Annotated in this window: 24 protein-coding genes and 1 pseudogene; 12 read left to right on the top strand and 13 right to left on the bottom strand. The window is 38.6% G+C overall.

The genetic code is table 11. The features are described 5' to 3' along the window. Nucleotides 1–108: 108 nt before the first annotated feature. The 3 genes from aqpZ to CTN01_RS02550 all read right to left on the bottom strand — a co-directional run bounded on the left by aqpZ (nucleotide 109) and on the right by CTN01_RS02550 (nucleotide 2,822). A complete protein-coding gene (gene aqpZ, locus CTN01_RS02560; RefSeq protein WP_208598950.1) occupies nucleotides 109–798 on the bottom strand; it encodes an aquaporin Z in 690 nt (229 codons plus the stop codon). Between the two features lie 222 nt (nucleotides 799–1,020). Next, the gene (locus CTN01_RS02555; protein WP_107188254.1) at nucleotides 1,021–1,836 is read right to left on the bottom strand and encodes a UDP-2,3-diacylglucosamine diphosphatase; all 816 of its coding nucleotides are present in this window, start codon (nucleotides 1,834–1,836) and stop codon (nucleotides 1,021–1,023) included. 101 nt (nucleotides 1,837–1,937) lie between these two features. Then, nucleotides 1,938–2,822 carry a LysR family transcriptional regulator gene (locus CTN01_RS02550; RefSeq protein WP_005368542.1) on the bottom strand — a complete coding sequence of 295 codons (885 nt, stop codon included), beginning with the start codon at nucleotides 2,820–2,822 and terminating at the stop codon, nucleotides 1,938–1,940. Nucleotides 2,823–2,980: 158 nt separating this feature from the next. Between CTN01_RS02550 and CTN01_RS02545 the strand changes: the two genes are divergently transcribed. Beyond that, entirely contained in the window at nucleotides 2,981–3,661 is a 681-nt protein-coding gene (locus CTN01_RS02545) for a cation efflux transmembrane domain-containing protein (protein WP_005368540.1), read from the top strand. 71 nt (nucleotides 3,662–3,732) lie between these two features. On the opposite strand, the gene CTN01_RS02540 is transcribed toward CTN01_RS02545, so the two are convergent. Further along, nucleotides 3,733–4,212: a LabA-like NYN domain-containing protein gene (locus tag CTN01_RS02540; RefSeq protein ID WP_005368538.1), complete on the bottom strand. Its 480-nt coding sequence runs from the start codon at nucleotides 4,210–4,212 to the stop codon at nucleotides 3,733–3,735. 221 nt (nucleotides 4,213–4,433) lie between these two features. On the opposite strand from CTN01_RS02540, the gene CTN01_RS02535 reads away from it, so the two are divergent. Together CTN01_RS02535 and CTN01_RS22710 are read left to right on the top strand one after the other, a co-directional pair. Next, a complete protein-coding gene (locus tag CTN01_RS02535) occupies nucleotides 4,434–5,177 on the top strand; it encodes a YggN family protein (protein WP_244156107.1) in 744 nt (247 codons plus the stop codon). Nucleotides 5,178–5,352: 175 nt separating this feature from the next. Next, nucleotides 5,353–5,508 carry a hypothetical protein gene (locus CTN01_RS22710; protein WP_045084379.1) on the top strand — a complete coding sequence of 52 codons (156 nt, stop codon included), beginning with the start codon at nucleotides 5,353–5,355 and terminating at the stop codon, nucleotides 5,506–5,508. 62 nt (nucleotides 5,509–5,570) lie between these two features. On the opposite strand, the gene CTN01_RS02530 is transcribed toward CTN01_RS22710, so the two are convergent. Both CTN01_RS02530 and CTN01_RS02525 read right to left on the bottom strand, forming a co-directional pair. Beyond that, on the bottom strand, nucleotides 5,571–6,536 hold the full coding sequence (locus CTN01_RS02530) for a phospholipase A (protein WP_045150197.1): 966 nt from the start codon (nucleotides 6,534–6,536) through the stop codon (nucleotides 5,571–5,573). Between the two features lie 210 nt (nucleotides 6,537–6,746). Then, the gene (locus CTN01_RS02525) at nucleotides 6,747–9,113 is read right to left on the bottom strand and encodes a YgiQ family radical SAM protein (protein WP_045150181.1); all 2,367 of its coding nucleotides are present in this window, start codon (nucleotides 9,111–9,113) and stop codon (nucleotides 6,747–6,749) included. A gap of 205 nt (nucleotides 9,114–9,318) precedes the next feature. On the opposite strand from CTN01_RS02525, the gene CTN01_RS02520 reads away from it, so the two are divergent. Beyond that, complete coding sequence (locus CTN01_RS02520; RefSeq protein WP_045130885.1) at nucleotides 9,319–9,573, top strand: YhfG family protein; 255 nt, start codon at nucleotides 9,319–9,321, stop codon at nucleotides 9,571–9,573. A gap of 2 nt (nucleotides 9,574–9,575) precedes the next feature. Then, entirely contained in the window at nucleotides 9,576–10,166 is a 591-nt protein-coding gene (locus tag CTN01_RS02515) for a putative adenosine monophosphate-protein transferase Fic (protein ID WP_045130884.1), read from the top strand. An 86-nt stretch (nucleotides 10,167–10,252) separates the two neighbouring features. Here CTN01_RS02515 and CTN01_RS02510 read toward each other — a convergent pair whose 3' ends face one another. Further along, nucleotides 10,253–11,512 carry a mechanosensitive ion channel family protein gene (locus tag CTN01_RS02510; protein ID WP_045130883.1) on the bottom strand — a complete coding sequence of 420 codons (1,260 nt, stop codon included), beginning with the start codon at nucleotides 11,510–11,512 and terminating at the stop codon, nucleotides 10,253–10,255. Nucleotides 11,513–11,632: 120 nt separating this feature from the next. Between CTN01_RS02510 and CTN01_RS02505 the strand changes: the two genes are divergently transcribed. After that, nucleotides 11,633–12,400 (top strand): ribonuclease H family protein, encoded by a 768-nt coding sequence (locus tag CTN01_RS02505; RefSeq protein ID WP_045130882.1) that lies wholly within the window; start codon nucleotides 11,633–11,635, stop codon nucleotides 12,398–12,400. A 13-nt stretch (nucleotides 12,401–12,413) separates the two neighbouring features. Here the strand turns inward: CTN01_RS02505 and CTN01_RS02500 are convergent, their stop codons facing one another. From CTN01_RS02500 to CTN01_RS02490, 3 genes are all read right to left on the bottom strand, one after another. After that, on the bottom strand, nucleotides 12,414–12,752 hold the full coding sequence (locus CTN01_RS02500; RefSeq protein WP_045130881.1) for a hypothetical protein: 339 nt from the start codon (nucleotides 12,750–12,752) through the stop codon (nucleotides 12,414–12,416). Nucleotides 12,753–12,861: 109 nt separating this feature from the next. After that, nucleotides 12,862–14,229, bottom strand: coding sequence for an anaerobic C4-dicarboxylate transporter DcuC (gene dcuC, locus CTN01_RS02495; protein ID WP_045130880.1), 1,368 nt, complete (start codon nucleotides 14,227–14,229; stop codon nucleotides 12,862–12,864). A 321-nt stretch (nucleotides 14,230–14,550) separates the two neighbouring features. Beyond that, a complete protein-coding gene (locus CTN01_RS02490; RefSeq protein ID WP_045084372.1) occupies nucleotides 14,551–15,429 on the bottom strand; it encodes a LysR family transcriptional regulator in 879 nt (292 codons plus the stop codon). Nucleotides 15,430–15,586: 157 nt separating this feature from the next. Between CTN01_RS02490 and CTN01_RS02485 the strand changes: the two genes are divergently transcribed. Then, nucleotides 15,587–16,795: an MFS transporter gene (locus tag CTN01_RS02485; protein ID WP_045150179.1), complete on the top strand. Its 1,209-nt coding sequence runs from the start codon at nucleotides 15,587–15,589 to the stop codon at nucleotides 16,793–16,795. Between the two features lie 55 nt (nucleotides 16,796–16,850). Here CTN01_RS02485 and CTN01_RS02480 read toward each other — a convergent pair whose 3' ends face one another. Next, on the bottom strand, nucleotides 16,851–17,267 hold the full coding sequence (locus tag CTN01_RS02480) for a hypothetical protein (protein ID WP_045150178.1): 417 nt from the start codon (nucleotides 17,265–17,267) through the stop codon (nucleotides 16,851–16,853). A 143-nt stretch (nucleotides 17,268–17,410) separates the two neighbouring features. Here CTN01_RS02480 and CTN01_RS02475 point away from each other — a divergent pair, with 143 nt between their 5' ends. After that, a complete protein-coding gene (locus CTN01_RS02475; RefSeq protein WP_244156106.1) occupies nucleotides 17,411–17,632 on the top strand; it encodes a hypothetical protein in 222 nt (73 codons plus the stop codon). A 6-nt stretch (nucleotides 17,633–17,638) separates the two neighbouring features. On the opposite strand, the gene CTN01_RS02470 is transcribed toward CTN01_RS02475, so the two are convergent. Next, nucleotides 17,639–17,995 carry a hypothetical protein gene (locus CTN01_RS02470; protein WP_045150177.1) on the bottom strand — a complete coding sequence of 119 codons (357 nt, stop codon included), beginning with the start codon at nucleotides 17,993–17,995 and terminating at the stop codon, nucleotides 17,639–17,641. A gap of 289 nt (nucleotides 17,996–18,284) precedes the next feature. On the opposite strand from CTN01_RS02470, the gene CTN01_RS02465 reads away from it, so the two are divergent. Then, nucleotides 18,285–18,953, top strand: a complete 669-nt coding sequence (locus CTN01_RS02465) for a hypothetical protein (RefSeq protein WP_005368512.1) — start codon at nucleotides 18,285–18,287, stop codon at nucleotides 18,951–18,953. Nucleotides 18,954–19,085: 132 nt separating this feature from the next. Further along, nucleotides 19,086–19,274 carry a DUF4250 domain-containing protein gene (locus tag CTN01_RS02460; RefSeq protein WP_005368511.1) on the top strand — a complete coding sequence of 63 codons (189 nt, stop codon included), beginning with the start codon at nucleotides 19,086–19,088 and terminating at the stop codon, nucleotides 19,272–19,274. A gap of 52 nt (nucleotides 19,275–19,326) precedes the next feature. On the opposite strand, the gene metR is transcribed toward CTN01_RS02460, so the two are convergent. After that, nucleotides 19,327–20,238, bottom strand: coding sequence for an HTH-type transcriptional regulator MetR (gene metR, locus CTN01_RS02455; RefSeq protein ID WP_005368510.1), 912 nt, complete (start codon nucleotides 20,236–20,238; stop codon nucleotides 19,327–19,329). Nucleotides 20,239–20,472: 234 nt separating this feature from the next. Between metR and CTN01_RS02450 the strand changes: the two are divergent. Further along, a pseudogene (locus CTN01_RS02450) lies at nucleotides 20,473–20,598 on the top strand (hypothetical protein); the annotation flags it as partial. A 4-nt stretch (nucleotides 20,599–20,602) separates the two neighbouring features. Continuing rightward, the gene (locus CTN01_RS23225; protein WP_107131347.1) at nucleotides 20,603–20,716 is read left to right on the top strand and encodes a hypothetical protein; all 114 of its coding nucleotides are present in this window, start codon (nucleotides 20,603–20,605) and stop codon (nucleotides 20,714–20,716) included. Nucleotides 20,717–20,732 lie beyond the last annotated feature (16 nt).

The following is a 20,732-nucleotide window of genomic DNA, read 5'->3' as shown; positions in this document are numbered from 1 at the left end:
GTTTGTCTAGATAATAAAAAAGCGAGCTAAGCTCGCTTTTTTTGTCTTTATTCAACTCATTATTAGTTGATATAAAGAGACATCTGAATGTAGATAATAACGGTATTATTAATCGTTATTTGGCGCTAACCAACGGTAAACAAGGCCTGCTAGTACAGCACCAATAAGAGGCGCAACCCAGAACATCCAAAGTTGAGATGTTGCCCAGTCGCCAACAAACAAAGCAGGACCTGTACTACGTGCAGGGTTAACCGATGTGTTCGTTACAGGAATACTAATAAGGTGAATAAGTGTTAGCGCAAGACCAATAGCTAAACCAGCCATTTGTGGAGATGCTAGTTTGTGGGTCGCCCCTAGAATCACAAATAGGAACATAAATGTCATTACTACTTCAGTAACGAAAGAAGATAATAATGAGTAGTGACCAGGTGAGTGTTCACCATAACCGTTAGATGCGAAACCGCCGGCTAGATCGAAACCAGCGTGACCACTTGCAATAACGTAAAGGACAGCAGCACCAGCGATACCACCAAGTACTTGAGAAATAATATAAGGGATAACTTCACCAGTAGGGAAGCGATTACCCGCCCATAGACCAACAGTTACTGCTGGATTTAAATGGCAGCCAGAAATATGACCAATTGCGTATGCCATAGTTACAACAGTCAAACCGAATGCGAGTGCTACACCGAGGAAACCAATACCTAGATCAGGATAAGCAGCAGCTAGTACCGCACTACCACAACCACCAAGTACTAACCAGGATGTACCGATAAACTCGGCAACCAATTTTCTCATCATATTTCTTTTTCCATATTTTATAAAAACGACGCATATAATGGTTTAAAAACACTGTTCAATCTAGCTATGTCCATATAATTTAAAGATAAATTATCATTATTTATCTTAAATAAGATAAATTCACAGAAGTGAATGACTCGTTATAAGTACAACAAATCTAGCAATCGCTTTGTGTTTTTATAAAAATCAATATCTTATTATTTCATTATTAATTCGTTATTATGCGACATTTTTTTTATGTAACTGTTTTTTATTCTGATTAAATAAGCTACGGCTATCTGCAATTAATTCACAATGAGTATCTGTCCAGTGTCGTAATTGAATTGCACCATCATGGGTTTCAGTTAAAAGGGTACAATTTTCGACCCAGTCACCGCAATTGGCATACATAATGTCGTCACAATATTGAAGGTCTGGTTGGTGGATGTGGCCACATATAATCCCATCAACCTGACGATCTTTAGCATTATCAATAGCAGCTTGACGAAAACGAGCAATAGCCTGATGTGCCTTATCGACTCGTTGCTTTAAGTATGTAGCTAAGGACCAATAAGGTTTATTTAACTTGCGGCGAATATGGTGTAGCCAACGATTGAGAAAGAGTAGGAAGTCATAGCCTTTATCACCTAAATAACTATGAAAGCGATTAATGGTAACTAAATCATCAAATTCATCACCGTGTAGCGCCAGTATTTTTTTTCCAGTCGCAGTGGTATGAATGTATTGGCGTTCTAGTTGTATATGACCAAAATCGTAGTGAAGAAAGTCACGGATTTTTTCATCGTGATTGCCTGGAATATAGATGATCTTACAACCGTGGTGTGCTTTATCGATTAAAAGGTTTAGTAATGCATGATGACTTTGAGGCCAATAAGAGCGATTTTTTTGAGACCATAAATCGATAATATCACCAACTAAAATAATGGTTTCAGCTTGGTTATGTTCAAAAAAGTTGAGGAGGTAATCAATTTTACAATCACGGTTACCTAAATGGAGATCAGATAGCCATAAGGTGCGATAGGTATTGATATTCATGATTCTTAAACACTCTGTTTAGGATGAATTTTTACGCTATCGCGGTTTTATGACTTTTCAGTGGCTATTTGATTAACTTCTAATGTTGCTTTTTTATGCTTCTAATCACTTTCATCAAATAAGTAAGCTTCTATTTGCTCTGAAAGCCATTTAATGACAGGTGTTCTGCGTGATTCACTTTCTACTACCTCACCATAGGCTTGCCAGTTCATCGCTCGGTTATACTTGATGACTTTAAGTGTGCCGTCGCGCAAGTAATGATTAATTAAAATTGCAGGTAAATAAGACCAACCAGTTTGATCTAATACCGCATCACGAAGGTGCTCGTAAAACGATAATGCAATGTATTTTCCAGCCTTAGGCGTAACAATTTTCAGGTTTTCTTCGTCGATATACGCAACGGCAATTTCAGTAAAACGCTCAAGATCGGCTGCTGTCACCTTACGTAGTTGACTAAGGGGGTGATCTTTATGAGCAACTGACATCATGCGAATTTGGCCTAAATCAATTTGATTTACGCGTGAAAGTTGATGAGATTCAGGTAACAACCCATAGGCGACATCAACAAGATTTTGGGTCACCATTTCTTCTAGCTCTTGTGGCGGAGCGCTATAAATAGAAACACTGGTTTGCGGGAATTGTTTTCGAATATCGCGCAGTAGTTTACGCCATGCAGATTCTGGTATTGAGTCATCACGTGCGATACGAATACTGGATTCAACACCAGCTAAATGCTGATCACATCGGGTTTCAATATCACGGGCAATGAGTAACATTCTTTCGAAATCATTAGCAATCGCATCACCGATACCAGTGGGAATAATTTGGTTTCCTGTACGATTTAAAAGCGCAATACCGAGCTCATCTTCCAGCGCACTTAAAGCGGCACTGACGGTAGTACGACTTTTTCCTAATTTTCGTGCAGCTTCTGCAATAGACCCTGTCTTAATTGCATACAAATACATCTCAATTTGATTAGTTCTCATGCAGATTTTTGCCTGTTAAATATACAAACCTATTTGCTCATATCAGCGACGAAAAAACTGTCGCTCAGTGATTACATTATTAATCTAAGTCAAAGTATTATGTACCTAGGATAATTCAACAACAAAAAACGACGAATAATTTGTCGATTGAGGTATATATGTCTAGCAAGATACAACAAGAGCGTGGATTGCTATTGTTGTCAACAATATCATCATTTTCATTTGCGGTAATAGGGATTGTTTTAGGGTCTATTGTTGGCTCGTTAGTAATTGTGTTTGATGGTGCCTATTCACTCGTCAGCTTAGCGTTAACCATGTTATCACTGGGTGCAGCGCATTATATTCATAAGCCTGAAGTGGATAAGACAACCCCTCAATTTGCGATGATTGAGCCTGCTGTTATTGCGATTAAAGGTTCTGTTATTGCCATTATGTGTTTATGGTCTTTTTATTCAGCCGTTGAAGCAATTTTATCGGGTGGTCGTGATATCAATGCGGGTGTTGCACTTGCATTTGGTATGGTAAGTGTTACTGGCTGTTATGCGACTTATCGGTACATTAAGTTGAAGAGCGAAAATATTGAATCAGCGTTAGCCGATGCTGAAGCAAAACAGTGGATTATGGATACGGTGATCAGTGTGGCTGTACTAGCTGGTTTCTTTATCGCTAAATTATTAATGATGACGCAATATGCTGGGTATGCAGTCTATGCCGATCCAACAATGGTTGTATTAGCGTCGGTTTATTTCATTATTGTTCCTGTAAAAATGGTATGGCTTTCTGTACACGAACTATTAGAAATTCATGGTCAGCCAATGGCACATGTAATGAGTAAATAAAGAGAGTAAACGAGATAAGGCCAGCTTTATTGTTTGATAGAGCTGGCCTTATTTATTGTGGTATACAACGACTAACGTCCAAGTAAAAGGGTATCTTCAATTTCGCGGTAATGTGTTGCGGTATTGATAAGTGATGTCGCCGTTAACCCCGGTACGCCATACACTTCAACCTTAGTATTATATTTGGTCTGTACTTTATCGACTAACAAATCAAAGTCACCATCGCCTGAGAGTAAAATAATACGATCAGCATCTTGTGCGTGTTCGATAACATCTAGCGTAATACCCACATCCCAATCTCCCTTAGCAGAGCCATCACTGCGTTGGATAAACGGTTTTAATTTTACTTCAAAGCCAATCGCTCGCAGAATATTTTGAAATTGTCTTTGCTTCTCATCTCCTTTATGGATGGCATAAGCGTAAGCTGCGATGATTTCTCTATCTTGTGATACTTCCGCCCAAAAAGCATTGTAGTCGAAGTTAGCGCGATACTTTTCTTTCACGGTGTAGTAGATGTTTTGTACATCAACAAATATTGCCACTTTTTCCACGAGAATTCCAAATTGGTTGAATTTAAAAGCTATGTTGAAGAAATGGTGGGGATAATTCAACTGTTATTGAACAATGTGCTGTTATTATTGGTTTTTTATTCAAAGAAACAAGACGAGTCTTTACAAGTAATAAATCGCGACAGAATATGGAGTAAAATTGGAAAACTGTGGTCTTAATAAAAAGGCAATTACTCGCCTAGATGATTTCAAGAGATAAAGTGATGAATAAGTTATTGATCGGCACACTGCTATTAAGTTCAAGCTCAGTATTGGCACAGAGTTGCCCTGTAGATGTGCCAAATCCTATTCACATTGACAATGGTAATATTTCTGTTTATGAACAAGGTAAGCCTAAGTTATTGATTGATAATAATAACAACGTTTATATTAATGGTGAAAAAGTTAATTTAACGGCAATGCAGCAAAAAGCAGTCGAGGCCTATAGCCAGAATGTTCAGACTTACCTACCGCAGATGGCGCAACTAGCACAAGAAGGTGTTGGGATGGCAACGGATGTATTGAGTGAAGTTGCCAATAGTTTTGATTCACAAGATGCTTTTAAAAACGTTGAAACGTTAATTGCTCAGTTTGGTCAGCAAGCTCATGAGAAATTTTATAATCAGCAAGGGGAGTTTGTTATGCCTGCTGATGTGTTTTCTAATATGGATACTAATTGGAAAACCGAGTTTGAATCGGCAATGCAACAAGTCAGTGTTCAATCGATAGCGAGCTTATTTGCGGCGCTTTCTGATGAAATGAAAAATGGCGATGTAGATTTTACGCAGCTTCAATCAAAATTTGCTGAATTAAAAACACGGTTAAGTGAACAAATGACCCAACGTAGTCAGCAAATGAAAGTAAAAGCAGATAGTTTATGTGGTTCTATTGAAGGTCTAGCTGAACAAGAGAAGCAACTTCAACAGGTGATACCGCAATTGAAAGGTATTCCAATGTTTGAGATTTAATTCTCTCTTTTATTCACTGAAATAGCGCAGTTCTGCGCTATTTTTGTTTGTGCGTTTTTTGTCCTAAATATGAACTATGTGTTAAGCTAAAAAGAGAAAATAAGTAATAAGATCGTGTATTTAAAGGAAGATTTTACATCATTAAAGAACGCACTTTGACCAATAGGGGATAAATATGTTGAAGATTGCTGTGATAATTGGTCTGTTACTGTTTGCTTATTGGGTTATGCGCTATATGTCGCCTAAAAATCAAAGAAAGGTTGTTGTGGGTCTATTTTCCATATTAGGTAGTGCTGCAATTATCTTTATGGGGTTTGAATTGTTTCGCTAGAACAAGCATGACGCTTATATTTACTTAAATAAAAGCTCTAAGCGTCATGATAAGTTCAATGATTACAGAATATCAGTTAGAGCAATACCCACACCAATACGTTGCTGCTTGTGGTTATAATCAATCAGATTTACGCCGTAACCTGTTGAATATTTAGTATAACCGCGCAGTTTACCCCAGAGTGGGAAAGTTAAACCAACTTCACCATAGCCTTTATGAGAGGCAAAGTTTTCACGTCCAATAAAGCTAAATTCATAGTCATCCCATTTGTAAACCACACCGACTTGGTAATGCCCCATGTAATGTTCGATGTCAGGATTATCATCACCAGATGGAGAGAGAGGTTCTTTTTTCTTGTCTTCAGGAATACGCAACCATGGTCTAAATGAGAATGCAAAATTCCCTTTTTCAAAGATGAAGTCGGTATATACACGGTTCCAACTTCGAGATAACCCTTGAGTTCGCCCATTTGATTGATGTTCGATACCTATTGATGCCCATGTATTACCACCGAGAGGTTTCCATGGCGTAGGTGCGAAGTAAAACATTTCAGGGCGATAGTTGGTTTCTCTAAATGGGCGTGAAATGTCACTGGCGTATACCTGCCAGTAAGAATTTAATGTGAACGCAAGAAATACGCCATCGCCATCAATGAATAAATCATCGTAGTTTAATGGTGTTTTAAAACTTATCTGGAATTCAGCTTCAGCATTCTTTAAGTGATTATCCCATTCTGTTCCATTATAAGCATCACGATTAATACTGTCAGTTAGGGTAACAGGAAGGAAGTAGTTCATTCGGTGAGGCGTAATAACAAACGGATCAAACGTAGTTTCACGTTCACGTTGTAAACGTTGTGAGATCATAGGTTCGTTACTGATTTTTTTAGCCTCAGCTATTAATTTTTCACAACGACTACGGATTTGGCTAAGTTTTAAATCACCACTTTGACTTTTTACAGCATCGAATAAACATGCCTCATAGTTGTCATTCGGTGTAGCTGTCGCAACATTAGGGGCTGCAAACATCGCTAATAAACAGAAATTATATACTGGTTTCACAAGTAATTGACGTCCCTGATATAAGTGCACGCAAGTTACATAATAGTTAAGCGAGCTGATTTGAACAGTTTGTTTTGTATTAATAACTATCTATTATACATGCCAAATGTCAATGTTTGGTTAAATAAAACGCCACATAGAAGTGGCGTTTTTTGTAACGGGCTATGTTAATTAATATTAAGCGCCAGCTCGACTGCGCGTCGGCTTATTTGGTCGACCTGCTTTTCCGTTGCGATTTGTATGGCCTGCTGATTTGCCATTACGGCCTCCTGCATTATTGCCATTATGAGGACGCTTATTGCCGCTTGTCTCACTTCGGTTGCCTGTCCCAGCAGGTTTACCATTAGCTGTAGGTCTTCCATTGGCTGAAGGTTTACCTTTTACTGATGGCTTTCCGTTACGTGTTGTAGGGCTGCGCTTTCCGTCTTTACGGATATCTGGTTGATTTGGATGCTTAGTCGCAAATCGCTTAGAGCCATGACGACCTGAGCCACGACGCTCTGCTGGGGTTAGCTCTGCTTCAGTTCCTGGTGGTGGAACTAAACAGCTTGAACGATTACCGATTAAGTGCTTTTTACCCATAGAAATTAGCGCATCACGGATCAATGCCCAGTTAGCTGGATCATGGTAACGTAATAGCGCTTTGTGCAAGCGACGTTGACGTTCACCTTTGGCAACAGATAAATCTTCGCGGCCTTTATATTTCACTTTTTTCAGTGGGTTTGTTTCAGAGTGATACATCGCCGTTGCATTACACATTGGTGACGGATAGAAGTTCTGAACCTGATCACACTGGTAATCATTTTGCTTTAACCATAATGCAAGGTTAAGCATGTCTTCATCAGTGGAGCCTGGGTGTGCTGAAATAAAGTAAGGGATCAGGTATTGCTTCTTGCCTGCTTCCTGACTGTATTGTTCAAACATTTCTTTAAAGCGATCAAAGGTACCCATGCCTGGCTTCATCATCAGATCAAGGGTGCCTTTTTCGGTATGCTCTGGGGCAATTTTTAGGTAGCCACCAACATGGTGAGTCACAAGCTCTCGAACATATTCTGGTGATTCAACCGCTAAGTCATAACGCACGCCTGACGCAATCATAATCTTCTTAATGCCTTTTAGATTACGTGCTTCACGATACAGATCGATAGTGTGTTTATGGTCAGTATTCAGCTTTTCACAGATCTTAGGGAAGATACATGATGGACGACGACAGTTGGCTTCTGCACGTTCATCAGAACAACCTAAACGATACATATTTGCTGTTGGGCCACCCAGATCAGAAATTGTACCTGTGAAGCCCGGCACTTTTTCTTGAATATCTTTAATTTCGTTCAAAATAGATTCTTTTGAACGGTTTTGGATGATTCGACCTTCGTGCTCTGTGATTGAACAGAAAGAACAACCGCCAAAACAACCACGCATGATATTAACCGAGGTTTTGATCATGTCATAAGCTGGGATCTTTGCTTTGCCGTAGCTAGGGTGTGGTACACGAGCAAACGGTAGGCCGAAAACAAAGTCCATTTCTTCCGTTGAGAGTGGGATCGGCGCACGGTTTACCCAAAGCTCACGATCCGCATGCTTTTGAATTAGAGCACGACCAGAGTAGGGGTTGGTTTCTAAATGCATCACACGACTAGCGTGGGCATAAAGAATACGGTCATTGGCTAATTTTTCATATGACGGTAAACGAACAACCGTTGTTTTTGCATCGTGACGTGAAGGCTGTACACGTACTACTTTGGCTTCGTTTTTTTGTTCTTGTTTATTAGTATCACAGTTTTCTTCGGTCGCGTATGGGTTTGGCATTACCATTGCGCGGCCGGGTTTTTCAATACGTGAAGAGTCAATTTCTTTATACTCTTCAGGAACTTCTTTCACCATTACCGCAGTACCAGCGATACGCGTTAATGATTTAATATCTTCGCCATTGCCTAAACGGTGCGCGACTTCAACCAGTGCACGTTCAGCGTTACCAAACAATAAAATGTCGGCTTTTGCATCCATTAATACTGAACGACGGACTTTGTCAGACCAGTAATCATAGTGTGCAAGACGGCGAAGACTCGCTTCAATACCACCTAAGACAATAGGAACGTCTTTAAATGCTTCACGGCAGCGCTGAGAATATACGAGTACTGCGCGATCGGGACGTTTGCCCCCTTCATTGTTCGGGGTGTAAGCATCATCATGACGAAGCTTACGATCGGCGGTATAGCGGTTAATCATTGAATCCATGTTACCGGCGGTAATACCAAAAAATAGATTTGGTTTACCCAGTTTCATGAACTCATCTTTATTGTCCCATTTAGGTTGGGAAATAATACCAACGCGGAAGCCTTGGGCTTCTAATAGGCGACCAATAACCGCCATACCAAAGCTAGGGTGGTCAACATAGGCATCACCAGTAACAATAATAATGTCACAGCTATCCCAACCTAAAGCATCCATTTCTTTACGAGATGTTGGTAAAAATGGCGCTGTGCCATAGCATTCAGCCCAATACTTAGGATAGCTATCAATAGGTGTTACTTTCGTGTGCATGTTTTGACCTCTATATTTTGAGGCGGGAATTATAACGGTTAGCGGTATCACTGACTAGCCCCTATAAAACCAGAGAATTTTTAAGGATAAATCATTACTGAAACATCATTTTTATAATAGCTAACTATGCTAAAAATATTTCATATATAGCGTTAAATTAGATGTATTAAATGAACTGTGAATCATAAAACATAAAATGTTTACAATGGACGAAAAAAGAGAAGTGAGAAAATGGATGAAGAATAATGAGCAGGAGAATAAGTCGCTACCGATATTAACAAGCTTTGCAGACAAACATGCCTATTGTGAGCAAGTAAAAATGGCGAACTTTACGCAAAGTATGCGGTTAGAAGGTTATGACATTAGTGTGCCTTCAAAGATAAAAAATACTCGAGAGCGTAATGCATTGCGCCTGCAACTGATTAGGTATTATCAACAAGAGAACACTGAAAAGGTGTGAATGTGGACGATAAGTACGGTACAGATCAAGATCCTTATACTTACGAAAATTCTGATGTATTGATTAATAAGCTCAATATTAGAGATGAAGCTTTATTTGATGAGGCAGAAACTCAATTTAATATATTGGCGGCGATGGGAATTGAATTTGACTCGCCACCTTATGATTTTGCGTATTTTTGTCAGTTACACAAATGGCTTTTTGATGATTTGTTTGAGTGGGCGGGCCATTGTCGTACGATTGATATATCAAAAGACGATACACGCTTTTGCCACGTGAGTCGTTTACCACAAGAAGCAACGCGTTTATTTAACCAACTTGAAGCTGAACGTTATCTGGTCGGGCTACCCTTTGATGAGTTGATTGAGCGATTGGCAAAATATTATTGCGATATTAATGTATTACATCCTTTTCGAGAGGGAAATGGCCGGACACAGCGGATACTGTTTGAACATATCGTCATTAATTGTGGCTATAACATTAATTTTAGTGGCGTAACTGCAGAGCAGTGGCTTAACGCTAACATTCAAGGGGTCGTTTGCAACTATAAGCCTATGCAGGATTTGTTTAGACGCTGTGTGACAGCGCCTTAATGTATTAGCAACTGTCGAAGTAAAACAGCAAGCTATAAACGCTGAGTGCATAACGTTTTATCGCTTGCCATTTCTAAGTTCGATAATTAAAAGTTTTGTTTTTCAGCGATGGTTTGTTGCTCCATTGCTGTAAGGGGTTGCAAACTTCTAATATCTGATGAAGCAGGGCTTTGGTAAACCGCCAGACCAAACTTAGGGATCATTGCAAAGACATGGTCAAAAATATCTGATTGCACATCTTCATAAAAAGCCCATCGCGTATCATTCACAAAAACATAAATCTGGATCGGTAATCCGTTAGGGGTCGGCTCTAATTCACGCACGAGAAAAGTCATATCTTGGCGTATTTGAGGATGTTGTTTGAGATATACATCAAGATAACCACGAAAGATCGCAACGTTGGTTAAGCCAGTATTTGGTGGTAGATTTTGTTTTTTCTTGGCTAGAATTGCAGGTACAAAATCTATTGTTGCTAACTGTACTTCATCATTGCTGTCGATAAACTTGATGGTATCAATATCGATTAACACAGAGCGTTTAATGCGACGACCACCAGATTCTTGCATTTGACGCCAGTTAATAAAGGAATCTTGAACTAGCGCATAAGCGGGAATATTGGTTACGGTGTTATCCCAGTTTTTAACTTTTACCGTGGTTAATGAGACCTCTTCAATACTGCCATTAGCACCATATTTATCCATTTGGATCCAGTCACCTACTTTTACCATTTGGTTTGCTGATAACTGGATACCAGCAACAAAGCCTAAAATAGTATCGCGGAAGACTAATAGCACTAAACCTGTCGCAACACCTAAGCCACTTAAGAAATAAACGGGAGAGCGATTTGCGAGCACCGAAATAGCAATGATAAAACCAATTAGAAAGATGATTAATTTAAATAATTGAACAAAACTTTTTATTGGTAGATCACGGCTCATTAATTTGATATCGGCAATATCATTACTGGCATCTAAAAAAGCATAACTACTTCGAATAAGAGCCAAAATAAGCCATAAACTTAGAAGGCGGTCTATTAATCCACTAAGAATAATATGTTGATCAAGTACTAGTGGGATGAGTAAGTTAAGTACAACGGCAGGAATGATCAGTGATAGTTTTTCAAATACCGCATGTTTGACGATCACTGAACCCCATGAGGCTTTTGATTGCCTGAGCATGGTATTGACAATTTTCAGTAATCCCCAGCGAACGATCACATAAGAAAAAAAAGCGACCCCAGTACACAATACTAAGAAAAAGACCGTTGATATATTGTCATGTGGTTCAATATTGACACCAACTTCAGATAAAATGTGGGCGATATCAACTCTAATTTCTTTGCTCACTGGCTCACTCCACTTGATAACGTTTAAACAATAAAATTATTACCGCATCATACCTGAAAAAAACAGCTGATGACTGTTAGTATATAACTGAATATTCAATGATATGTGCTGGAGATTGGCGTGGCGAAAAAGTTTTATGTTGTATGGCAAGGACGAGAGCCGGGAATATATACCGATTGGACGAGTTGTAAACAGCAAGTGGACAAGTTCGCTGGGGCTAAATACAAGTCATTTCCTAGCCAAGAAGAAGCACAAGCCGCTTTTGGTGGTAAAGTTCCCACATATCGGGCATCCGCTGCTACAAAAAATATCTCAAAAGCAGCCAAAACGAGCAAAGGCTCTTTGACCGCCGAGCAAGTACAAGCTGTAAAAGCTGAGATTAAAATTTTCACGGATGGAGGTTGTGATCCTAATCCGGGTAAAGCGGGGTCGGGCTTAGCCCTGTATAGAGAAAACCAATTAAGTGAATTGTGGTTTGGTTTATATAACCCGCAAGGCACCAATAATACCGCTGAGCTAAATGCGTTATATCAAGCCTTACTTCAAGCTGAAAAGTATATTGCTGGTGGAATAAGTGTCGCGATATTTTGTGATTCAAGATACTCAATTCAGTGTATTACTCAATGGGCAGTATCGTGGAAAAAGAATGGTTGGAAAAAAGCAGGGGGAGAGATCAAAAACCTAGATCTGATCCAACCAATGTTTGAGCGCTATCAGACAATTAAAGATATGATCCAAATTTATCATGTGAATGGACACGTCGGCATTGAAGGCAATGAATTAGCTGATAGGATGTCTATTCTCGCAGTAGATGAGCGCGAGGTTGCGTTTTCGCTATATAAGCAACCCTTAGATATTAAAGCGATTTTAGCCCTGCGAGCGGGCTAAAATCGGTGATACATTATTCTTGATGGTTTAGTAAAGCGAGCATACGTTCAATGTTCGCTTTTTTATTTCCGTTATTTCCCATCATTTCTTGATTGCCTAATGCATAGAGCCAATCTTCAATCGCATCGCCATTAATATCGTCACGAAAATTGATCAAATTAGCCCATTGTTCAAGATCGTCATCATCAACCTCCTGCGTTAGGTATTTATTCAGTACTTGAATGAGCAAAGATTTAGTAACAATAAATGGTGTGTCTGGAGCCGATGACTCTGCATTAAGGTAGATAGAAAAGGCATTGTCACGTTCTGGGCCAAAACTCATAATTTGATAAATAGCTTGTTGTTTATCCACTGTAATTATCTTTAATCGATGATTGAGTGGTTATTCTGCCGTTTTAGGAGCAATAAAAAAAGCCTGTAGAGCGCTCTACAGGCTTGAGTATTTATCATGTTAACTTCTATTAAGCGTACATAGGTACAAGCACGACTGTACCTAAAATAACGGTGATTAAGCCACAAACCACAGGTACAACAGTACGTTTAACTACATCGAATGGGCTGATTTTCGCCATACCAGACGTTGCAACAATAACACCTGATACTGGTGAGATAGTACGACCTAAGTTTGATGCTTGAAGCATAGGAATGATAAGGAATGCAGGGCTTAAACCTAACTTACCCGCAAGTTGAGGTGCAAGTTCAACAAAGGCATAGAAAGGCGCATTACCCGAGCCTGTTGCAATAGCTGCGGCAACCGTTAGCGCTGTTAGTAATAGCATTAGCGCGACGCCACCGGCACCAGCTTTATCAGCCAATGCGAGTAGGTTATCAATGGCACCAACAGACATTAAGCCTTGCGCAAACACACCTGCTGCAACTAATAGCATCACTACGCCTTTGAATGCATCACCCATACCTGCGTAGCAAGACTCTAGGTTTTCAAGTGTAACCTTGCCGTTCAAGCGATTAGTCAGAAAATCGACAATCGCACCAATGGTAATAGATAACACAACAATGGTGTAAATATCGATTTTCAGACCTGGAATAGTTTCACCGTTAAATAGAAATACACCAATGATTGGCATGAAAGGTAAAATTGAGTAATAGCCTGGTGCAGTCACTTCCATTTCAGAAATATCAACACGCTCCATTGGAGTGTTGTTTTTCTTATCAAGGTATTTATTCCAGAAGAATGCCGCCGCAGCCATTACAATAATAGCACTGATAGAAACAGGTAATACGGTTTCAACGGCAAACACGTGTAATGGTAACCCCGCTTTTTCTGCAGCAACTACCACATCACCAGATGTTGGCGATAGAATGATCGCAGCAGGTGAGGCACAGACTGCCGCTGCCGCTGGGCGAGAAATACCCATTGCAGTCATCATTGGGAATAGTGTCGCCATTAATAACACGCCAAGACCAGTTGCAGAGCTCACGGCAAGAGACATTAAACAAGCAACAATATAAGCTGCAACTAATAGTGCGTAAGGTGATTTAATAAATGATAAAGGTTTTGAAAATTGTTTTACTACGACATTATTAGCACCAATATGGGTCATGTATGATGCGAAACCGCATAACAACATGATTTGTAGACCTAAGCCGCCACCACGGTACTGCAGCATGTATTTTACATACTCAAGAGAATCGGTGAATAAATTACCTGTTGATATAACTTTTGCAGGTAAAACAGAATGACCTAATAAGCCTGCGATAATTAATAACGAAACTCCCGCAGTGAGTAACACTCCTGCAGCTTTATATCCTTTAACAATGTAATAGCCAACGGCGATGGTGATCACCAAGCCTATTAATAGCTCCGTCATAAAGACTCCTTATTTCATTTTAAATCTAATTATAAAAAGTTGTTGCTAGATGGTGATTTTTGCTGCGCATAATGTAACTAAAATTAAAATTATTAACGAGATTTAATCAGATAAGTTATGATCTAAAACAGTATTTATTGTTCATTGTTAAATTTATGATAAATAAGATGATGATTACCTTTAATATTATTGATATTTAACTGTTAAATAACAATATTAGTGTTGTTTTCTATTAAGAGATAATAAGATTTAATATCAGTTCGATTAATAAGATAAATCGACTTAATTATTTCGTTGTTGAGTGATATTTATAGAATGGAATTATTGTTGGCAGCAGTGCTGCTTTACATAATCAATAAATGCTTGATCTGCTAATGATAGATATCCAGTCTTACGCCATGCCATTACGATATCAAGCAAGATCGGTTGTTCAAAAGGAATAGGGACAAGCTTTGGTTCATACTCTGTTACCATTTCTAGTAATGTAGTGATGGCGAAATCTTGTCTTACGATTTTAAAAATCATCGCCAGTAAGTTAGTTTCAAATGAAATGTTAGGCGTGAAATGATATTTCTCACAGATGCTATCGATTGTTTCTCGATGAAAATATCCATGTTTAAACATTACTAGCTCTTGGTTGAAAAAATCAGCAAAAGAAAGGGATTTATATTTTGAGAATTCATGATTTTCTGAAACAACGGCAACCATTTGTGATTTCAATAGTGGCTCTGGATGCAATGAATCAGGAAGATCATGATTAATGATCACACCAAAATCTAACTCACCATCAATGATCATTTTTCTAATTGATTGAGTACCAGCCTCTACAATACTCAGTTTTAAATGTGGATATTGACTCTTAAAGCCCATAATTATTTCTGGAAAGAAATATGAGCCTAACATGCTTGGAATACCGACACGCACTTCTCCTTTTTCTAATCCTCTTAATTCTGCCATTGCGGTTTGTGCATCATTAATTTTCTGAATAATCGCTTTGGCGTGAAGGAATAATACTTTCCCTTCATCGGTTAATTCTACTTTGCGTTCATTACGTGAAAATAAGCATAAGCCCAGCTGTTGTTCAAGCTTTTTGATTGTCATGCTGAGCGCGGGTTGAGCAATGTGTAACTTTTCAGCTGCTCGCGTAAAATTATTTGTTTCTGCTAGTGCGACAAAATAGGTCAGTTGTCGAGAATCCATAGCTATAAACCAAAGTTATCATGATTATATATATTATATATTTTCATTATTGCATGGCAATTGATACCGTAAGCGCTCTTTGATAGGTAACTTTCCCACGTTAATGCTTATACCAATGGCATGGGTAATGTATTGAGCATTATTTTCTGGTGAATATATGATTGAACTCCATTCGTCTCATTATAAAAAAGCTTGTTTTGCATTGGCATTAGGTTCTTTTATTGTTTTTTGTAACCTTTATTTATTTCAGCCTATGCTGCCGCTTATGGCACAAGAATTTGGTGTGAGTGCTACAGCTATTAATTGGGTACTAGCAGCAACAACACTAATGCTGGCCATGTGCTTGATCCCTTGGGCGATTGCTTCTGAAATCGTCGGACGGCGTGTAATTATGTTAGTGAGTTTGTCATTATTACCAGTCGTTGGCAGCATCATGGCTTTTAGTAATAGTTTAATCACTCTTACCATTTTAAGAGCTGTGATGGGGATATCTGTTGCTGGCTTTATTGCTGTTGCTGTCGCTTATATGGCTGAAGAATTTACACCTAAAGCACTCATGGTTGCAGTGGGGAGCTATATTAGTGCGAATTCATTAGGGGGGATCGTAGGGCGATTATATGGTGGTATTGTCAGTGAACATTATAGCTGGCATCTTGCCGTGTTAGGATTAGCTGGTTTTAGCTTGGTTGGTGCAATTATTGTGATCAAGTTATTACCTAAACAGCAACACTTTAAGCCTAATCGCCAAGGTTTTCGCGTTCATGGTAAGCATTTGCTACAGCATATAAAGCAACCGATATTATGGATCGCTATGTTGATTGGCGGTATTAACTTTGCTTTATTTGTTAACCTGTATTCGGTCTCTGGTTTTAGATTGGTCGCGGCACCGTTTAATCTACCATTGAGTTGGGCTGCTTTAATATTCCTTTGCTATTTAAGTGGAACATTTACAGCAAGATTAAGTGGTAAATGGGCTAACAGATTTAGTCCTGTGAGTGGCATGCTATTAGGTGGAGTGATTAGTTTACTGGGAATGTGGTTAGGTCTGGTTGAATCACGTGCAATGATCCTTATTAGCTTGTTACTGATTAGTTCTGGCGCGTTCTTTACTCATTCACTAGCTTATGCATGGGTTAGTAAACATGTACAAGTAGCTAAAGCTACAGCAACAGCGATGTATTTAGTGCATTACTATGTTGGGGGGAGTGTAGGGGGGTTCATATTAATTTACTGTTGGCAGCATGGCCGATGGGGAAGTGTCGTTGCTGGTGGAACGGTTCTTTATAGTGCAATGTTTATTTTATGTGGATTATTAGCCCGAGAAGCTGAAAAAAGTAAAGCGGAAATGATAGAACAACTTGGATAAAGATCTAGTGGATATTGATAGTACGTTATAGACAGGATCTATAACGTACTTTTAACTATTTTATTTCAATCAATAATGTAAAATCACTATGCTCACCACGACGAGCAAAAGCACGATATTGACCAACACGAATAGTGTATTTACCGCTATATGGCAAAATATAAGCGCCCTGTTTATTGAGTGCTTCAGAATATTCACTGAGATCAACACCTGATTCTAAGTGCTGATTAGATAGGTTAATCCATAACTTCGTACTTTTTGTAAGAAGCTTTGCCGTTAGTGCCTGCCCTTTTTTTGCATAAAAAACATAATCATTAAAATCATAGCCTGTTATTTTTGCAGGATATTCAGCGCTGGTTGCGCCTTTTTCAAAACGTACGTCCTGTGTTTTATTTGCAGCTAAGGCGAGAGATGAAAAGAAGCTGAAACATAAAACAAAAATAGTAAGTGATAAGCGGGAAAAGAATTTCATAGTCTTGTCCAGTAAGTAAAGAGAGATAGACGTTATTTTATGATTATATCAGGCTATTAGAATGATGATAAATCTATCCATATTCAGTAATGCTGGTATTTAAAGTTTTACATATGTTTTATAAGAATTTTAAGTTAATATGTATGCGTTTTGTTTCATATTTGGTGGCATTAAAAATGGAAGATGAAAATAAAATAAAAGCTCTAACCGTAAAGCAGCGCTTGCTACTGGCTCAGCAAGGCAGATTTATTGATATCCTATCCACAGATCCTGATCGCCGAGTACGAGCAGCGGCTACAGAATATGATCTTGATATATTGATTGATGATGATGCTGCTTTTGATGCGCTTATGAAGCTAGATTAAAAGCTCTCATTTTATTTTCTCAACGACTGAATCTAATAATGTTGAACCATGATATATTTTAAAACTGAGAAAATTAACAAAAGGATATTGTTTATTTAAAATCGCTTTATCTGAATGCATGTTTTTTATCATTTCTTTTGCTAAACCATGCAACTGTTCTGAGTTAAAAGAAGCTGGGTTATATTGGTAACTATAGGTTAAGGTTTGCTCTGAACAATTCATGACATAAAAGGCATTAATTCCTGAATCATTGGTTTCTAAGGTATTTCTACCTGATGGTATGTCAGCACAAGAATAAATAGCGGAAAATGCTGGTGAACTGCTAAGTAGCAATAACAGTGGGAGAAGTTGTGATTTGCTCATATAAACCTCCTGCAGTTTGAATAATTCTGATGATTAGAAGTTAAGGGCTAAATAGCTAAACCTCTTTTTAATTTTATCGCTTTCACTATGAAAGATAGCTTAATTATTAAAAATTCTTATAGTTAAGAATTTTTAAATAAAATATGCAAAATGCGTCTCAAATAGAATAAATGACATTATTGGTTTATTTTAAAATGCAGTCTCAATTTAGAAAATCTAGCCATATATTCACATCACTGAATAACTCGGTATAATCGCTGTACTTTTTCTCTACTCAATGACGTTTATTATGGCAGGCTATTTAACCTTTCTTGTGCCCGCGCTCCTTGGTGCGCAACTTATCCTTACTATTGTTTTGATGAAGGGCGAAATTTGTCCAGGTCAACGTGGTCGTGTTCATAAAATGTTACCTGTATTGCTTGTTGGTTGGTTACTAGCCGCAATAGCACAGCCTTTAGCCGTTTTACCTTTACTGTCATTAGCGTTCTTTACCATGAAAGTGAAAACAGGGAAAACACGTGATGCAGGGCCTATTAAAGTTTTATATGGCAGTGATGTATTAGCATTTATTTGTTGGCTTGTATTATTACCCACCTTAAATATGCCTGAAATTGCGATTAGCCTAGTTGCGATCGCGTTATATGGTAGTGCATTAGCTCATGTTTTACTGACTTTTGCTCGTACGCGTTTACAGGCATTTCATCGTATATTGCCTTTTGCTGGTTTCATCAGTGCAATATTAACAATTTTATTTATGATCTGGCAGATCATGACTCTCGGTCAGGTAACTACAAGTCACCACATGATAGAAATTATTACTGCGTTAGCATTAATGGTGATTGGCTTAGTGATTTGGTCAGGTCACATCTTATTAAATAAAAAAGCAAATAATTGGCAGTTAGTGATTGCGCTTGTAGTGTTGATGTTTTCTGCGGGCTTACAGTTAGTTTTGTTTTAATTATCGATATTAAAAACAATGAAATAGAGCCGCTTTTATAGCGGCTTTTTTGTATTGGTTATCTACGTCTATGCTTAATGAGTAACATGAACACTTTTTGATTAAGCCATTATGTAGGGAGCTGGAAGGTGTATGGAAATTAACAATCTATTGAGTATGGATGGCAATATTGTCATCGGGATAGTGAATGAACGCTTACGTTTAGAGTGCAGTAGCATGTCTGAATTATTGAGTCGTTATGAACTAGATGAAGGCGAATTGACGGATAAGTTGGCACAGCTAGGCTATCAGTATGATCCAATAACCAATCAATTCCGTTAGTACATTAATTTACAAATTAGCCTCATTAAGTGAGGCTTTTATTTTGTATGGATTATGCTGATTTAATACCTTCTAAATGGAGTTGGCATTGTTGCCTTGCTGTTGCAAAAAAAGCTTGTAGATAGTGACGTTGCTGTTCTGATGCTCTAATCGCAGCAAATAAACGTCGCCATAAACCTTGCTCTAACGGCTTACTTACGACTAACCCCTGCTGCGCAAAATCATGAATAGCCCAGTTAGGTAGTGCGGCCACGCCTAATCCGGCTGACACCATTTGCACAAGCATCAAAGTATTATCCGCCTGTTTCCAAGCTTTCGGCTCTATGCCCGCAGGTTGTAGGAAATGTTTCACTACATCTAGGCGATTTTTTTGTACGGGATAGCTCAGCATGGTTTGATCAGCAATATCTTGCGGTGTGATAAAAGGTTTTTCTGCTAAGGGGGAGTTAACACTAACGATTAATCGCATTTCAAAATCAAATAAAGGCTCATAATGAATTTCAGTACGTGGCTGAATATCGGATGTGATCACTAAATCAAGCTCACCGCAAGCAAGAGCAGGTAATGGCTCGAAGCCAAAGCCTGATGAGAAGTCTAGCGCTACAGCTGGCCACTGTACCTGATATTCCTTCAACGCAGGCATTAGCCATTGAAAGCAGGAGTGGCATTCAATCGCCATATGTAAGCGACCATTAGCATCTTGTTTTATATTAGCAAGTTCATGTTCTGCATGAGTTATTTGCGGAATAATCGTATCCGCAAGGTTTAATAAAATATCACCTTCTGCAGTAAATTTTACCGGTCGAGTTTTTCGTAAAAATAGCTGACCACCAAGCCGCTGCTCTAGGTCTTTTAATTGATGAGAAAGAGCTGATTGGGTCAAGCACAATGTATTGGCTGTCGCCGTTAATGAGCCAGTATCTCGTAATACTGATAATGTTCTAAGATGTTTTAACTCAATCATGCTTATCTACGTCCTTGTGAAAGCGTGTTCTTTAATCAACTTACCGTTTTTTAATATGACTGTAAACGTCTGGATGGCTAAACGTCTATATTAGAGTAAATTAATTTATATCGCCATACTATCAACTTGAGAAATATTCATAATCAAGGTGAATATTTGGACGTTGTTCAATATCACTCATTCCTTCAATGTGTAGGCAAAGGAATCAAATCATAAATTTTGAAGGAACAAGAGATGGGTCAGCAAGTAGAAGATAAAACGATTACCCATATTTTGGGATACCCGCGAGTTGGTAGTCACCGTGAGCTTAAAATTGCGCAAGAGAAATACTGGCGTGGTGACATTGATCAAACAGAGTTAAAAAATGTTTGGAATTTGTAGCATAAAGCCAATGACGATTGATTGGATCAGTTATTCGCAATTATTAACAACAAAGCGTAAGAAAGGGATGCTAACAGGTCTTGTCACGATTTTTTGAGTGGATATTCTCACAA

The sequence above is a fragment of the Photobacterium angustum genome (assembly GCF_003026365.1).
Taxonomy (GTDB): Bacteria; Pseudomonadota; Gammaproteobacteria; order Enterobacterales; family Vibrionaceae; genus Photobacterium; species Photobacterium angustum.
Note: the sequence above shows the minus strand (reverse complement) of the source record. Positions and strands in the feature narration are given on the sequence as shown.

Bases quoted from the DNA above. Each gene is read 5' to 3' on its own strand.
- aqpZ (WP_208598950.1), bottom strand. From the start codon at position 798: ATGAGAAAATTGGTTGCCGAGTTTATCGGTACATCCTGGTTAGTACTT.
- CTN01_RS02555 (WP_107188254.1), bottom strand. From the start codon at position 1,836: ATGAATATCAATACCTATCGCACCTTATGGCTATCTGATCTCCATTTA.
- CTN01_RS02550 (WP_005368542.1), bottom strand. From the start codon at position 2,822: ATGAGAACTAATCAAATTGAGATGTATTTGTATGCAATTAAGACAGGG.
- CTN01_RS02545 (WP_005368540.1), top strand. From the start codon at position 2,981: ATGTCTAGCAAGATACAACAAGAGCGTGGATTGCTATTGTTGTCAACA.
- CTN01_RS02535 (WP_244156107.1), top strand. From the start codon at position 4,434: ATGAATAAGTTATTGATCGGCACACTGCTATTAAGTTCAAGCTCAGTA.
- CTN01_RS22710 (WP_045084379.1), top strand. From the start codon at position 5,353: ATGTTGAAGATTGCTGTGATAATTGGTCTGTTACTGTTTGCTTATTGG.
- CTN01_RS02530 (WP_045150197.1), bottom strand. From the start codon at position 6,536: ATGTTTGCAGCCCCTAATGTTGCGACAGCTACACCGAATGACAACTAT.
- CTN01_RS02525 (WP_045150181.1), bottom strand. From the start codon at position 9,113: ATGCACACGAAAGTAACACCTATTGATAGCTATCCTAAGTATTGGGCT.
- CTN01_RS02520 (WP_045130885.1), top strand. From the start codon at position 9,319: ATGGACGAAAAAAGAGAAGTGAGAAAATGGATGAAGAATAATGAGCAG.
- dcuC (WP_045130880.1), bottom strand. From the start codon at position 14,229: ATGACGGAGCTATTAATAGGCTTGGTGATCACCATCGCCGTTGGCTAT.
- CTN01_RS02490 (WP_045084372.1), bottom strand. From the start codon at position 15,429: ATGGATTCTCGACAACTGACCTATTTTGTCGCACTAGCAGAAACAAAT.
- CTN01_RS02485 (WP_045150179.1), top strand. From the start codon at position 15,587: ATGATTGAACTCCATTCGTCTCATTATAAAAAAGCTTGTTTTGCATTG.
- CTN01_RS02480 (WP_045150178.1), bottom strand. From the start codon at position 17,267: ATGAAATTCTTTTCCCGCTTATCACTTACTATTTTTGTTTTATGTTTC.
- CTN01_RS02475 (WP_244156106.1), top strand. From the start codon at position 17,411: ATGCGTTTTGTTTCATATTTGGTGGCATTAAAAATGGAAGATGAAAAT.
- CTN01_RS02470 (WP_045150177.1), bottom strand. From the start codon at position 17,995: ATGAGCAAATCACAACTTCTCCCACTGTTATTGCTACTTAGCAGTTCA.
- CTN01_RS02465 (WP_005368512.1), top strand. From the start codon at position 18,285: ATGGCAGGCTATTTAACCTTTCTTGTGCCCGCGCTCCTTGGTGCGCAA.
- CTN01_RS02460 (WP_005368511.1), top strand. From the start codon at position 19,086: ATGGAAATTAACAATCTATTGAGTATGGATGGCAATATTGTCATCGGG.
- metR (WP_005368510.1), bottom strand. From the start codon at position 20,238: ATGATTGAGTTAAAACATCTTAGAACATTATCAGTATTACGAGATACT.
- CTN01_RS23225 (WP_107131347.1), top strand. From the start codon at position 20,603: ATGTTTGGAATTTGTAGCATAAAGCCAATGACGATTGATTGGATCAGT.